This window comes from Calothrix sp. FACHB-168, from assembly GCF_963889195.1.
In the GTDB taxonomy this organism is placed as follows: domain Bacteria; phylum Cyanobacteriota; class Cyanobacteriia; order Cyanobacteriales; family Nostocaceae; genus Aulosira; species Aulosira anomala_A.
Window position 1 is genome coordinate 1 of sequence record NZ_CAWPNJ010000035.1, and the last position, 16581, is coordinate 16581.

Genomic DNA, 16581 nt, shown 5'->3' on the forward strand with positions numbered 1-16581 from the left:
CCAAATAACAACTTTAACGGTACAGTTAACCTCAGCTACAATGTCGTCGATGGTAATGGTGGTACTGTTGCGGCGACTCAATCTTTCAATCTGTCTGCTGTCAATGATGCACCCACAGGTGTTGCTAGCGCATCCTTAGAAAATGGCACAGAAGATATTGCTTACGCCATTAATGTCTCAGATTTACTGCTTGGATTTAGCGATGTCGATGGCGATAATCTCGCAGTAGCTAACTTGACAGCAACTAACGGCACCATTAGTAACAACAATGATGGTACTTACACCTTCGAGCCAAATGACAACTTTAACGGCACAGTCAACCTCACTTACAATGTAGTTGATGGTAATGGTGGTACAGTAGCTGCTTCTCAATCTTTCAATCTGTCTGCTGTGAATGATGCACCCACAGGTGTTGCTAGCGCAACCTTAGAAAATGGCACAGAAGATGAGAATTACACCATTAAGGTTTCAGATTTACTCCAAGGATTTAACGATGTCGATGCTAATAGTCTCTCAGTAGCCAACTTGAGCGCGACTAACGGTATATTGAAAGACAATGGTAATAGTAATTACATCTTCGAGCCAAATAACAACTTCAACGGTAGAGTTAACCTCACTTACAATGTAGTCGATGGTAATGGTGGTACTGTTGCGGCGACTCAATTTTTCAATCTGGCTGCTGTCAATGATGCACCTATTGCGAGAAATGATACCTTCACTAATACTAATGTTCAAAATCCAAACATTGAAATCAGTGCAGCTACATTACTAAGCAATGATAGCGATGTCGATGTTACAGATGTCTTAAGTATTATTTCTTTTAGCCAACCTAGCCAAGGAACTTTAGTTAACAGCAATGGCGCTTACATTTACACTCCCGTTACTGGCTATTTTGGTTCTGATAGCTTCACTTACACTATCAGTGATGTATTAGGACTCACCAGCACTGCCACTGTCAACTTGACAATTAATCCTAATTTCAATGTGATTAATGGAACCTCAGGTGCAGACAATTTAACTGGTACTACACAAAGAGATATGATCTCCGGACTTCAGGGTAATGATACAATCTCAGGGCTGGATAATAACGACCTCCTCAGTGGTAACGATGGTGATGATAGTCTTACTGGAGGATCGGGCAATGACAGTTTGTTTGGAGATGCAGGTAACGATAGCCTAGTTGGTAGTTCCGGCAATGATACCTTAGTTGGTGGTGACGGCAACGATAGCCTAGTTGGTAGTTCCGGCAATGACACTTTAGTTGGTGGTGACGGTAACGATAGGCTAGATGGTGGCACAGGCAATGATATTCTTGATGGTGGCACAGGCAATGATAATTACACCGTAGATAGTATCAATGATGTTCTAATTGAGGCTTTAGATGCTGGTACGGATTTAGTTAATTCCTCTGTAACCTGGACTCTAAGCGAAAATGTAGAAAATTTGACTCTGAGTGGTAGTTCAGCAATTAACGGTACAGGTAACAATCTCAATAACTTGATTACGGGGAATAGTGCGGCTAACTCTTTAAGTGGTGCAGATGGGAATGACACCCTAGTTGGTAGCGGAGGTAATGACAACTTAGTTGGTGGTGACGGTAACGATAGCCTAGATGGTGGCACAGGCAGTGACACCTTAGTTGGTGGATTAGGTAATGATAATTACACCGTAGATAGTATCAATGATGTTGTAATTGAGGGTGTAGATGCTGGTACGGATTTAGTTAATTCTTCCATAACCTGGACTCTGGGCAATAACCTGGAAAATCTCACTCTCACTGTTAGTTCGGCAATTAATGGTACAGGTAACAATCTCAATAACTTTATTAGGGGCGGTACTGGGGCTAACGTTCTGAGTGGCGGAGATGGGGAGGATACCATAGATGGTAACTCTGGTAATGATAACTTATCTGGCGGTGTAGGTAATGATAGCCTACTCGGTAACTCTGGGAATGATACCTTATCAGGTGATAACGGTGACGATCGCCTAGATGGTGGTTCAGGTAATGACACCTTATTTGGTGGCGAAGGTAACGATTTTCTTGATGGTGGTTCCAATCAGGATAGTCTCATTGGTGGTTTAGGTGATGACACTTACGTAGTCAACAGTAGTACTGATGTAATTACCGAAGAATTAGATGCGGGGACAGATTTAGTTAATTCTTCTGTTAGTTGGACTTTGGGCAATAACCTGGAAAACTTAACCCTAAGTGGAACTGCTAACAATACTGGTACAGGTAACGATCGCAATAACATCCTCATCGGTAACTCTGGTGCTAACACTTTGAGAGGAAATAACGGCGATGATAGCCTTTATGGTAACGATGGCAATGATAGTTTATCTGGTGGTGCAGGTAACGATGTACTAGTGGGTGGATTTGGTCAAGATCAGCTAAGTGGTGGTTCTGGTAATGATAGATTTGTTTTTGAGAGTTTAAGTGAAGGCAATGATACCATTACCGACTTTAGCCGTACAAGTGATGTGTTAGTGTTGCAAAACCTATTGGTTAATTTGAACTATAGCGGCACTAATCCCATTGCTGATGGTTATGTTAGAGCCATACAATCTGGCGCAAATACTTTGATTCAGATTGACACTGATGGTTTGGGTAGCAATGCTAGTTTTAGCACGTTAGTTACAATTAACAACTTTACTGCTGGTAACTTTAATCAAAGCAACTTGATTTTCTAGGATTGCGGTAAGGGACTTCCAAGTAAAAAAATATTCCATTGCTATTGTTGTACGGGCGGGTTTAACCGACATATCTGTTTTCGACATGAATATCTCACAAAAACCGCCCCTACAGACGGTTGACTGTTAACTGTGAACCGTCAACTGTCAACAGTCAACGTTTAACGGAATAATTTATTTTTTGGAGTTCCCTAAAAGGCGGGGTTTCCCCCGCTCAATAAGTTATTTACCAAACACTGTACCCAAGGAACGGGCGATATTTTGCGGTTGCATTGCATCCATTGCGGCTGTGGGTTCATAGCCGCAGTGAACCATGCAATCGGCACATTTGGGATTACCGCTAGCACGACCGTATTGACTCCAGTCGGTGTCTTCTAGTAATTCTTTAAAGGTGGCATAATAGCCTTCATTTAATAAATAGCATGGTTTTTGCCAGCCCAGAACGCTATAGCTAGGGCTACCCCAAGGCGTACATTCATAGTCTTTTTCACCAGTGAGGAAGTCTAGGAATAAGGGGTTGTGGTTGAAATTCCAGTTTTTCTTGCCCGATTGATGGGGTGCAAGAATTTCTCTAAATAAGGCGTGGGCTTGTTCGCGTTTGAGAAAATGCTCTTGATCTGGTGCCCATTCGTAGCTGTAGCCTGGGGAAATCATCATTCCATCAGTATTTAAGGTTTCCAGAAAATCGAAAAAGTTCTGGATTTCTGTGGGGTCAGTATCCTTAAAGATAGTGGTGTTAGTTGTGACGCGGAAACCTTGGGCTTTAGCGGCGCGAATGGCTTTGATAGCAATATCAAAAACCCCTTGACGGTCAACACATTGATCGTGTAACTCGCGCATTCCATCTAAATGGACGCTAAAAGTTAAGTAAGGGGAAGGTTGGAATTTATGCAGACTTTTCTCTAGTAATAAACCATTCGTACACAAGTAAATATATTTCTTGCGTTGGACTAATCCGCGAACAATCTCATCAATTTGCGGATGTAGTAAGGGTTCTCCCCCAGGAATGGAAACTACTGGTGCGCCGCATTCTTCTACAGCAGCGAAGCATTGTTCTGGGGTGAGGTTTTGCTTGAGGATTTCCGGTGGATGTTGGATTTTACCGCAACCGTTACAGGCAAGGTTACACCGAAATAGCGGTTCTAACATTAATACTAAGGGAAAGCGTTTGCGTCCTTTTAAACGCTGAGTTACCAAATATTTCCCGATATCTATAGCTTGTTGTAAATTAATTGCCATTGACTCTGTTCACTCCTCGATTAAGTAGAAAAACACCACGAAAAGCTCACTCCCTTTTAGGGGGCATGGGGCATTGGGCATTGGGCATGGGGCATTGGTGTTATCTGGGAAGTTTGCCTCATTTGACGTATCCCTTACTCGTAAACCAATCAACAGCGTCTTGTAGCGCTGTTTTCAGGGAAGACTGAGGTAAGCCCAATTCTGTGACTGCTTTTGCTGGATTGTAATACATTGGTTGTTGCGCCATGCGTACACCATCTAAGGGGACTGAGGGTGGTTTACCTAAGGGTGCAAGAATTTTTTCATCAATCCAAGCAACACTCAGGGGTAGCCAACTAGGTACGGCGGTTTGTGGTGCTGGTAATCCTGTAATTTCGGCGAGTTGTTCTAGCAGTTGCTTGAGGCTGAGATTTTGATGTCCTAAAATATAGCGATCGCCTTTTTTACCTCGCTGTAAAGCTAGTAAATGTCCCCAGGCTACATCTCGCACATCAATGAAATTCAGTCCTGTATCTACATAAAATGGCATCTGTCGCCGCAAAAATCGCAGAATAATATCACCTGTTGGCGTCGGTTTAATATCCAATGGCCCAATTGGGCTGCTAGGATTAACTACAACGATTTCCTGACCTTTAATAGCTGCTTGCATAGCTACTTGTTCTGCCAGAAATTTAGACTTTTTATAGTGACCAACCAATTTTTCTAAGGGACTCTGATGAGTTTCATCTACGACTTTACCAGATTCCCCGACGCCAATGGCAGCAACGGAGCTAGTATATACTGTGCGTTCAATCCCCGCTTGTTGGGCGGCGGCAAGTACGTTGCGCGTACCTTGGACGTTATGCTGGTAAAGTAGCTCTTTGTCTGTTTGCCACAGAGAATAATAAGCGGCGATATGAAATAAATACTGACAACCTTGCATTTTCTCTGCCAAGTTAGCATCATTTAAATCGCCCTTGACAAGTTCCACATTTAACCCTTGCAAGTTTTCTAGGTTGCTGCTAGGACGTACCAGTGCTTTGACTGCATATCCTTCTTGCAGCAACAAGCGAACCACATGGGCACCTATAAAACCAGTTCCACCGGTGACAAAAGCTTGCATCAAGGATTCCACCTCTTTTTAAATCGGGGAAACCAATCATCTAAAATGGCGTAGACTACAGGCACGACAATTAAACTGAGGACTGTAGAACTGACTAACCCGCCAGCAATAGCCACCGCCATAGGCGATCGCAATTCTGAACCTGCACCAAATCCTAAAGCAATGGGAAGCATCCCTAAGATAGTTGAAGCAGTAGTCATCATAATTGGTCTCAGGCGCACTACTCCAGTTTTTAAAATCGCTTCGGTACGCTCTAAGCCAGATTGACGTAGCTGATTGATATAATCTACAAGCAAAATCGCATTTTTATTTGCCAAACCCAGCAAGAAGACAAAACCAATCAGCGAAATCATGCCAAAGTCACTTTTAGTAATGAGTAATGCTAGTAATGCGCCTACTAGTGCTAATGGCAAAGAAACACCAATCACTACCGGATCTACCCAGCTTCTAAACAGCAAAATCAGTACTCCGACAATACACAGTGCTGATAAAACTAGAGTAGTGGCAAAACTACCCACAACTTCACCCAGACGGGCAGAATCTCCTCCCAAATCTAAAGAAACAGTAGGCGGTAACACTGCTTTAGCTGCTGCTACTACTTCATCGGTAGCATCACCTAAGGACAAATCTTTGCCTAAGTTAGCGCTAATATAAGCTACTCGTTGATTATTTAGTCGCTCGATTTGAAAAATTTGGTCGTTGATATTTTTTTCACCTGTTACAGTCACATCAGCAAATCCCGGTAATTTGACTACTCGGTCTTTAATTGCTTTGGCTGTCTGGCTGAGTTCTTGAAGATTATCACCTCTTAATGCCAACTGTAAGGGTTTTTGACCACCAGTATCAACAAATTGAATATCTTCCACACTGGTAGTTACATTGGGAAGACTTGGTAAAGAAGCACGAAATTGCTCTTGTAATTCCGCAGTTGTAATTTTGCGGTCTTCTTTAAGTTTGACGTAAATTGTGCCTTTGTTCGGCTCACCTTCACGAGAACCCACAGTAGTAAATACTGTTTGCACATCTGGCGATTTTCTCACCACCGCTTCTATTTTCTTCGCCACTTGTAGCGAATCTTCTAAAGGATTAGGGATAGATGAAGTATTTCCTCCCCCTTGTCCCCCCAAAACTAACTGCGCTGCTGCATCTACTGCTGAACGAAAAGCATCAGGTACAGTTAAAGGAGTGTTGTAAGTAATATTAAATTCGCCGCGATCGAGTTTGGGAATAAAACCTTTGGGAATCAAAGGTACCAGCGCCATACCGCCAATTAAGCTAAGTAAAGCTAATCCCATGACTATCTTTCTGTGAGTTAAAGACCACCGCAGCAATTCTCTGTAAAATTGGGTAAAACTCACCCAAATTTTTGCTTCTTGGTGCGGGGTATGGGAAGGTTTAGGTTTTAGCCAGTAAATAGCCAAAACTGGTGACAAAGTTCGAGCAACTAATGTAGAAGCAATAAAAGCACCGGAAACCGTGATTCCAAATGGCTTAAAAAATTGTCCAACTACCCCACCCATCAAACCTATGGGTAAAAAAACTGCTACTGCTGTAGCAGTGGTGGCGACAACTGTTAATCCAATTTCATTGGTAGCTGAATAGGCGGCTTGGCAGGGACTTTCCCCATCATCAATGTGGCGCATGATGTTTTCTACATCAATAATCGCATCATCGATGACGCTGCCGATAACTAACGCCAAGGCTAACAATGTAATCGTTTCTAAGTTAAAACCAAAAAACGCCATGATGATAAATGTGCCCAACAAAGAGGTGGGAATCGCCAAGGCGGAAATCAGAGTTGCTCGCCAATTCCACAAAAAAGGAAAAATGACGATAATTGACAACACTACAGCTTCAATCAGTGCATTGATTGTTGATTGGGTGGCGTTGTGGATATACTCGGCTTGAGTTGCAGCTAAGGTGAGTTTTACATCCTTGAGGGAAGATTGCAGCTTTTTGACTTCATCTTCTACCAGGCTGACAACTTCTAAAGTATTCGCCGTCCCCTTTTTAATTACCTGAAATGCTAAAGCATCCTTACCGTTAAAGCGAATTAAAGTTGCGCCACCTTCCGGTAAAGCTGCTGTATCGGCTGATAACTGCGGTGGGGAATTACTCGGTTCGCCTAACAGTATTACTTTTAGCACTCCTGGCAATTTAGCGATCGCTGGCACAATTTTATCCTTTGCCAACTTCGCCAAATCCGTGAGATTCCCGTTAGGACTCTCAATTGCATAACTAATCGCTGAAGACTCATTTAAGTTTAGGGGAATAATCTTATACTTTGCCCCCTCAGTTAGAGTCAAATTCTTGATTGTATTCTCAACTTGGCGCGTCGATGTTTCTAAATTTGTGCCGACGACAAAAGATAAGCTAACAGCAGTTTGTCCCGGATAAGTAGATGAGCGGATATCCTCAACTCCTTCCAGGGATTTTAACTGCTGTTCGAGTGGTTGGGTAAGTTTTGTCTCAGTATCCAGGGCTGTGGAGATAGGCGCAGTCGCATTTACTACCACCACCGGAAAGGTAATATCTGGAAACAAAGCATACTTGAGGGAACTGAAAGCTAAAAGCCCAGCTACCGTCACAGCAATCCAAAAACTTACCGTCAGCCACGAAAATTCAATGGCCAATTTAGAAATATTGAAGCGTTCTCTTGCAGATTTAGGGCTATTAGGCTTGACCATCTTGGAAAATCATCGTGCAGGTGACACAATTATTGACATGCTACAGTAATCACTTACAGTTTACGAGTTCGGGTAATCCCCAATTAGCAAGATTGCTGAATGTTCTCACCTTGGTATGAATTAATTTTTTATACTAAATGGAATTTGAGATATGAAACTTGGCTCTATTGAACACAAGGAATTATTCTGCCGCAGCTTTTTAGATAGCCACTTAGAATATGAGCCAGAAAATCTACCTTGGCCGAATTTAAATGAAGCAGATTTAGCTCGTTTGCAAGCAATTCCCTTTTGGGAGAAAGCACTAGATATTGAACGGGAAGCCGGCGCAATGGTTAGCAGTTACGCCGCCACTGTTACAGATCCCCTCTTACATGAAGCGATCGCTCTCCAAGGTAGAGAAGAATCGCGCCATGCTAGGCTGATTAAAACCCTAATTGACCGTTATAGTATCAACATGCCGGAACGTCCGCCGGTGGTACTACCCCCCAAGATTGAGCCAGCATTCACCACCTTTGGCTTTGAAGAATGCCTGGATTCTTTCTTTGCCTTTGGGCTATTTGGTATTGCCCGTGACGCCAAAGTCTTTCCAGAAGCACTCTTCACCATTTTCGATCCAATCTTGAACGAAGAAGCAAGGCATATTGTCTTTTTTGTCAACTGGTTTACCTACATTCAGATTAATCGCCGTCAAGGATTTCTCCCTCTGCGAATCGTCAGAACTTTAGGATACTATGGCAAAGCACTGAGTAATTTAATTACCGCCTTTGGCGATGCCGATTCTAGCGGTACAGGTTTTACCGCCACTGGTGCTAGCATTTTCACCGACGACTTGACATTAGAAAAGTTTCTCAGCGTATGCATTCAGGAAAATTACCAGCGCATGAGCAAGTATGACGAGCGCTTACTCAAACCTGAATTAATGCCCAAACTGGCTACTATTGCCTACCGCACTTTGCAACTAATCCCCAAGAAGCGCCAGCAGCACAATTTTAAGGAGAAAACAGACAATATCATATTTGATTAAAAAATTACTTACAAAAAATAAATTACCCATATTCCGTAGTGCGAGCAGCGTTCGACTGAGCGCTCACGCCGAAGTCTTGCTCGCTGTTGTTCTAAAACGAGCGAGACGTTTGTCCTTCGGACACGCTACGCGAACGCACTACAAATTGATTGGGTATTTAAAAAATTGGATGTCCCGAAACCCAACATTTTCGGCTGCTTGTTGGGTTTACACACGGTAAGCTCAACCTACAATTTATCCTTCACTGAACCGTATTGAGCTTTAAGCGATCGCGCCCATGCTATCTCAGAAAAATAAGAGAATAGAAACAAAAAGCATTGTCCATTGACAGTGCTTTTTGAGTCTTTGAGACTGATTAACGAGTATCTGAGACTGATTAATGAGTATCTGAGACTGATTAACGAGTCTTTGAGCCTGATTAACGAGTCTTTGAGCCTGATTAACGAGTCTTTGAGACTAATTAATGAGTCTTTGAGACTGATTAACGAGTCTTTGAGCCTGATTAATGAGTCTTTGAGCCTGATTAACGAGTCTTTGAGCCTGATTAATGAGTCTTTGAGCCTGATTAATGAGTCTTTGAACCTCATTCATTAATTTTTTAATCTCAAAGCTCAAGCTTACCCCATTCCCAATGCCCAATGCCCCATGCCCAATGCCCCATTAATCCTTGTCCCTCAAGGCGCAGAATATCAAGCTGTGTGTCGTGGCTTAAACCGTGTCACTATCACCAAGCCAAATATCATTCCTATTCCTGTAGGTATAAAACCATTAACCACATATCTGCACAAATTGCAAGCAGATGGAATATTTAGCAATCAACCACAGTTAAGAATACTGCTGATGGGTTTGTGTGGTAGTTTATCGCCCAATTACCCAGTGGGAAAGATTGTATTGTATGAAAACTGTATTTATCAGGGAAAAGTGCAAGAGTGCGATGCCTACGGCAACCCCTTCGGGGAACGCGCTTTTACAGTACAGATGCGATCGCAATTGAATTCACAGCTTACCTTAGTTAAGGGACTAACAAGCGATCGCGTAATTTGTTCTGCAACAGAAAAACGCCAGCTTGGTGAAACGCTAGGCGCTGATGTTGTCGATATGGAAGGATTTGCAGCCTTAGAATTCTTCAATTCCCTTGGCGTAGCAGTCGCAATATTGCGTGTCGTCAGCGATGATTGTCACCATGATATCCCCGATTTAACATCAGCCATTAGCCCCGATGGTTCCCTGCGCCCGTTACCTTTAGCAATGACATTTATTAAACAGCCAATTGCTGCTATTCGTTTAATTCGCGGTTCTTTACAAGGATTAAAAGTATTAGAAGAAGTCAGCAAAAAGATTCTGATTCCTCACTTACCCGAAATAACGCCCACAGGCTAAAGCCTGGGGCTATCGTTACCAAGCCCAGCTTTGTGGGCTTTGTTGTATTAGCCGCACCCTTCTAGGGTGACGGCGTTATTTCGGTATCAACCAAAAGCTGCTATAAAGTTGATAGGGATGTTAATGGAAGTATTAATATTTTCCTAAAAACAATCTCTGGTTGATTAACCAGAGACAGGCAAGATAGCGCCTAATACACAGTTTTTACTAGTTATTTCTAGTATTTTCCGGGTTAAAGTCTATCTGTTCCATCCAACTGCTATCAAAAATCAATTTATAAATTCTATTATGGACTTTGAGACAACCTTGTTGTTTAACCACCAGCCCTGACAAAAGTAATTCCCTTGCTTGTGGAGTATCAATAACAGGAATTTCTCCTTGTTGCAAAATTTGTCGGTAAATCTCTAACAAGCGAGCGGGTTGTAGTTCGCTGTTGAGAATGCGATCGCGAATCGTTCTTAAATGCTCTGGCTCGTCCTGAGATTCCCAATTTTCTATTACCTGAGTTTGGATCAGATTCTCTATCCATGCGGCTTCACCTTTTGTGGGAATAGAAAACGAAGAATTACGAATGAGGCGACAAAGCTTTTGAGTGAGAAAAGGCTGACCATTTGTCCAAGCTAATATTTCTTTCAGTACTACTTGAGGATTGCTAACTTTTTCTATTAACCCTTGCAGCAGTGGTTGAGCTTCATGTTCTTTAAATCCCTCTAGTTGAATTGCTTGACCAATGTTAAACGGCGTTCTCTTGTAATCACTGATTAAATCTGAAGGTGTAGCTACCCCAAATAAAGCAAAAGTTAAACGCCGATACTTGGGATTAATACTGCGCTGATTGTAGCAGAAGCGAATCAGTGCAAAAAAGTCATTAACGGGGAAATTTAAACCTAAGATGCTATCAATTTCATCCACAAATATAAAAATTTGTTCACTGTCAACTTGCTCTAGCAAGATATTTTCTATAAACTGACTCAAGCACTGGATAGGCGACAAATCTTTTTGCTCATTCCACCAAGCTTTGAGATTTACCAATTCTTGCAGGTCAAAACTCTGCCATAACTCCACCGCTAATCCTTTGTACCATTGATGAGGAGTGATATTTTCACTACCAAGGCGAGTCATGTCGATCGCCGCACAGCGAAACCCCTCTTGCTGAAAATGGTGCATCATGCGTACCATAAGGCTTGATTTGCCCATCTGCCGTGCATTGAGAATGTAACAAAACTCTCCACGCTTCAATGCCTTGTAGAGCTGGCGATCGGCAGAACGCACTACATAAGTCAGAGCATCCATAGGCAAACTACCCCCAACTTGATAATCGTAGTTTGAAGGTTGTGCTGCATTTTGCAATAGAGCGTTTTCAAATACAAGTTTGGCTTGGGTAGCTTTAAGAATTTCTAGCGTTTGTAACAGTTCTTGAGTGCGTTCCTCAACTTTTTGTTCTAAAGAAGAGTTGGACTCAGCTAATGCTTTTGTCGCCTGTTCCAAGGCAACATTCTTAATAGCAAGTTCTTGAGTAAATTGAATCCGTTCAGCTTCCGCTCGTTTGCGTTGGCTGATGTCGGTAAAGGCAGCTATGGCATAGACAATTTGACTTTTTTCATCAAAAATTGGGGTAGCTGATACCTCTAGAGGGAAAATTTTATCTGTTTGGCGAATCTCCATATTATCAATGGTGATGCAATCGCCACTCAATGCTTGGACAATAGGTTGCTGTTCGGTAGGGTATAACTGCTCAGTTCCACTTATGTAGACTTGATATATCTCACTTAATTCAGCAGTTGTAGCTTCGGTGAGGATACCTTTGCCAAGTATCTGTTGTGCGGTTTGATTGGCATAGTAGGGTTTGCCATGAGCATCAACAACGAATATACCCACAGGGACAGCTTCCAAAAATTGAGCTAATCTTCTTTCACTTTCACGCAATGCTTCTTCTGCTTGTTGGCGTTTGCCAATTTCTTGCTTTAAGTTGAGATTTAAGGCAGTCATTTCTGCGTATAGTTGAGCATTTTTTAGCGAGATTGCTGCCTGAGAGGAGAGTATTTTTAATACTTCTAATCTTTCGGAAGTAAAGGCATCGGTAGTCAGATAATTTTCCAAATACAGCAGACCAATTAGCTGACCTTGATGGATAATCGGGATGCACAATATAGATTTAGGTTGATGCCTAATAATATAAGGATCGTTAATAAATCTTCCCTCATGGGTTGCATCATTTAAAACTACATATTCTTTTGTTCTTTTGACATAATTAATAAGAGATAAGGGAAGACAATCAGCAATTTTTATCGGTGAAGACTGACAAACAATAAATTCATCTTTTTCTACAGAACCCCTAGCTTCTACTACCAATTGACCATTTCTTTCTAAAATCAAACAACTGACTTGAGCGCCAGCATTCTCCATCACAATTTTCATCAGCTTATTGAGGAGCTTGTCGGTAACGATTTCACTCGCTAGCGCTTGTGAAGCTTTGATTGTAGTCGCCAAGTCTAAAGCGCCAGTATTGCTCGTTTCTGACGCAAATGTCTGCAAAAAGAATTGTGGATATCTTGACTCTAAATCTCTTACCTTCGCAGTTGCTCCCCAACGCACATAGCAATAATGAGCTTTCGCCATGTAGCTTTGAGCAATCTCTTTTCTACCTAAAGACAAATAAAATTCTGCTGCTAATTCATAAGCCAAGGCTTCTTCTTGAATATAGCCCTGTTGTCTAGCTCCTTGAATTGCGCGATCGTAATACTCCATTGCTACAAGAGTTTGCCCCAAGACACGGGCTTTTTCTGCCTCCACTAACTCGTACTTGTGCTGATAATTCATTGGGCAATGTTGCGCCCAATATTGCATTTTTTCTTGATTCTCCAATACTTGGCTTAAGTACTGGTGTTTCTCATTTTTGCTGCCTAAATTTACCTGCACCCCAGTAGGAAAATGGTGAGCTAGCAGTGCCAGGGAATAGTAAAAATTATGTTGAACAAAAATAATTTCACTTTGAACATATCCAGAATATCTGGCTCCTATTTGGGCTGAGTCTAGAGATTTTTCATAATTTTTAAATAAATAACAAACCATACATTTGGCAAAGTATATGCTGAATAAAGAGATTAAATTATTATGTTGTTGAAAATATGCGATGGTTTCTTCTTCGTTCAGATACTCGCCAGTTAAAACTAATTTATCTGGGGCAAGCTCTCTTAAATTATCTACTAACTGTCCATCAATTCTTGCTAAGTAAAGCTGATGTTCCTGCCTAAATTTGTCGATAAATTTAATATATTGTTTCTGCTTATCTTGCACGTATTCTAAGTTATTGCCGTTGAAGAATATATGAGCGCAGTAAAAATGAGCAGCATGGCAAGCAAATTCTATATCGCCAACTTCTAATGCGTCTTGAATTGCTCGCAGCAACGGTTCTATAGTTTCTCTGGTGTGCTGCTTCCAATGAGTAATATTAATAGAAATTGGCAGTAATGATTTAGCTTGAAACTCTCTAGCATTCAACCGCTCTAATAATAGCTGAGATAATTGACCGAGTTGATACGCAAAATCTATATTTGGTAATAGCCAAATCCTAATATTGCCATAAACAACATATGCGTAAATAGATGGTGGCGAATTTCCATATTGCCTGGAGAGTTCGACCATTGTATATATGATAGGTAGCGCTAACTCACTTTCTCCAAAACAAGCTGGTGGGTGTATGAGCATTAAAATTTCCATCGCTGCCAGCTTATCGGGAGCGTTCATGCTTGATAATTGGGCTATCTCCCCAATATCGAGTTCTTGTGGTAGCGATCGCACTAAAGTCACTCCCAGCATTTCCAAAACTTGCAAGCCTATGTCTATTGCTAGTTCAATCTGATTTTGAGCCAGCGCCAGCTTAATTTTAATTTTGTAGATTTTGACTTTTTCTATTACTGTTTTGATATGTTGAAAGGCAATATTACATAATCTTGCCGCCTGTTCTAAATTAGAGTTAAGATATTGCGCTTCTGAGGTTTCTAAATAGAGGTTAGCAGTCAAATTATATTGATATTCCCAGCTATCTGTTCCTAAAATATTTAAACCTATATTTAAGTAATTGACCGCAGCTTCGTATGCTATAGCTGCCTTCGCTTTCCGTCCTGCAATAAAATTTAAGTTAGCTAATTCATCTTTTTGCGCTTGGTTAGTGAGTAGCTCGACACCAAAATTTAATTGATTGACAAGAGCAAAAATATTATCATTTTGCTCTTGCCTAGACATATTTTTTTGTAATAATTTACCAATTTGATAATGAGTTGATTGGTTCTCATTTGCGGGAATCAGAGAATAAGCAGCTTGTTGCACTCTGTCATGCAAAAACTTGTAGTCTACTCGTACATCATGTAATGGCAATTCTATTGCTTCTAGTTCAGAGAAAGCCAGAGGAATTTTATATGTATGAGATTGAGGTAAAATTAAACCAGCTTGCAGTGCTGGCCAAAGTTTTCTAGCTGTAGATAATTCCGATTCTTCAGTGACAATTGCCAGAACTTTTAAATTAAAATAGTTACCAATGCAAGCCGCAAGTTTTAAAACTTTCTGAGTTTCTGGTGGTAGTTGGCGAATATTTCTAGCGATCAGTTCAACAATATTGCAATCAAGGATACCAATAGCTTGGATTTGCTCTATGTCCCAATACCATGAATCACAATCTACTCGATAAATTAGTAATTTTTCTTTATATAGTGTTTGGATAAACTGGGTGATAAAAAAGGGATTGCCTTGGGTTTTATTAAAAACTAACTCTGATAACTGCTGCACCTGCTCTGTTTGGACATTTTCGCCTAAGATATCTTCTATTAATTGAGTTACATGGATATCAGATAAAGGTGCAATAGTGAGATTAGCGATCGCAGTTCCATTTGTTCTAATTTTCTCGATTGTCTGAACTAGTGGGTGAGTCAAATCTACCTCATTATCTCGATATGCTCCAATCACAAACAAATATTGACTGTTATCATCAGCAGTCAAGAGTTGAATTAATTTTAGAGATGCTGCATCTGCCCACTGTAAATCATCGAGGAAAATTACAAGCGGATGTTCTGGTTGGCAGAATGCATTAATAAACTGCTGAAATACGCGATTGAACCTATTTTGCGACTCAGTTAGCCCCAGTTGTGCTACCTCTGGTTGCTTTCCAATAATTAGTTCTATTTCTGGAATCACATCAATAATAATCTGTCCGTTGGGCGCTAAAGCATCTAAAAGCTGCTGTTTCCAAGCAGCAATTTTTGCTTCGCTTTCTGTTAGCAACTGACGAATTAATTCGCGAAAAGCCTGAATTAAAGCGTCGTAGGGTATATTGCGCTTAAACTGGTCAAATTTACCAGCAATAAAATATCCCCGTGCTTCTACAATCGGTTTATTAACCTCATTCACAATGGCAGTTTTGCCAATACCTGAGTAACCAGAAACCATGACAATTTCAGTTGCTCCCTGCGCAACTCTAGCAAAAGTATCCAAGAGCAGCTGTACTTCTTGTTCTCGTCCATAAAGTTGTTGGGGGATGAAAAGTTGACTACCGCGATCGCGTCTCCCTAGTGGAAAGCTTTCAATGTTTCCTGTCGTTTGGAGTTGAAGTAGGCAGTTTTCTAAATCAAACTTTAGTCCCGCAGCATTTTGATATCTGTCGTCAGCATTTTTGGCTAATAGTTTCATCACAATATGTGAAACTGCTGCGGGAATTTTTCTGATTTCTGAAGGTGGTACTGGTTGCTTTGCTATATGGCAATAAACCAACTCCATTGGATCGGAGCTAGGAAAGGGCACAACTCCAGTCAGCATTTCATAAAAGGTAACGCCTAAACTGTAAAAGTCAGTGCGGTAGTCCAGGGAACGATTCATTCTCCCGGTTTGTTCCGGTGAGATATAAGTTAGCGTGCCTTCTATTAAGTTAGGGCTATTAATTATTTGTTGCTCTTTTGGTAGGGTGATAGCACTATTAAAACCAGTCAGCTTTACCTGATTTGTTTGCAAATTGATAATAATATTATCAGGTTTGATATCTTTATGAATAATTGCACAGCTATGCAGTTGAACTAATGTTTGACTCAGAGAAATTGCAATAGTAAGAAACTCAGTTAGGGAGAGTTGATTTGTGGGGAGTAACTGAGATAGAAGTTGACCGCCAATATCTTCTAAAATCAGAGCTAAGTTATTTTGGTATTTTTCCAGTTTATCAGCTTTCAAAGTACCTTGAAAATTTAAATCATGAGTAATTGTATACTCTTGTTTCAAACCAGTAATTTCTTCAAGGTTAGGGTATTCTGTTTTAACTATTTTAATTAGAACTGGCTGTTGCGATCGCTCGTCTACACCTCTGTAAATAGTTGTTTTTAGTTTTTCGTAAATAGTTTCTTTTACGTCGTATCCTGGTAGCACGAACATAATAACTTTCCTCAGCAGCAGTAGGATGCGTTATCAACGCATCCTAC

The 16581-nt window shown here is 41.0% G+C and carries 7 protein-coding genes; 3 read left to right on the forward strand and 4 right to left on the reverse strand.

All coding sequences use genetic code 11. From position 1 onward, the window contains the following. A partial coding sequence (locus AACW45_RS21270) for a beta strand repeat-containing protein (RefSeq protein WP_190634546.1) occupies positions 1-2691 on the forward strand: 2691 nt, incomplete at its 5' end. A 222-nt stretch (positions 2692-2913) separates the two neighbouring features. Here AACW45_RS21270 and hpnH read toward each other — a convergent pair. From hpnH to AACW45_RS21285, 3 genes are all read right to left on the reverse strand, one after another. Continuing rightward, positions 2914-3930, reverse strand: a complete 1017-nt coding sequence (gene hpnH / locus AACW45_RS21275) for an adenosyl-hopene transferase HpnH (RefSeq protein WP_190634547.1) — start codon at positions 3928-3930, stop codon at positions 2914-2916. Positions 3931-4048: 118 nt separating this feature from the next. Further along, on the reverse strand, positions 4049-5032 hold the full coding sequence (hpnA, locus tag AACW45_RS21280; RefSeq protein WP_190634651.1) for a hopanoid-associated sugar epimerase: 984 nt from the start codon (positions 5030-5032) through the stop codon (positions 4049-4051). Next, positions 5032-7719 (reverse strand): efflux RND transporter permease subunit, encoded by a 2688-nt coding sequence (locus tag AACW45_RS21285; protein WP_190634549.1) that lies wholly within the window; start codon positions 7717-7719, stop codon positions 5032-5034. Before AACW45_RS21285 ends, hpnA begins: the two co-directional genes overlap by 1 nt. Positions 7720-7870: 151 nt before the next feature. Here AACW45_RS21285 and AACW45_RS21290 point away from each other — a divergent pair, with 151 nt between their 5' ends. Beyond that, a complete protein-coding gene (locus AACW45_RS21290; RefSeq protein WP_190634551.1) occupies positions 7871-8743 on the forward strand; it encodes a ferritin-like domain-containing protein in 873 nt (290 codons plus the stop codon). 645 nt (positions 8744-9388) lie between these two features. Beyond that, entirely contained in the window at positions 9389-10123 is a 735-nt protein-coding gene (locus AACW45_RS21295) for a 5'-methylthioadenosine/S-adenosylhomocysteine nucleosidase family protein (RefSeq protein ID WP_190634553.1), read from the forward strand. 207 nt (positions 10124-10330) lie between these two features. On the opposite strand, the gene AACW45_RS21300 is transcribed toward AACW45_RS21295, so the two are convergent. Further along, on the reverse strand, positions 10331-16534 hold the full coding sequence (locus tag AACW45_RS21300; RefSeq protein ID WP_190634555.1) for an AAA family ATPase: 6204 nt from the start codon (positions 16532-16534) through the stop codon (positions 10331-10333). Positions 16535-16581 lie beyond the last annotated feature (47 nt).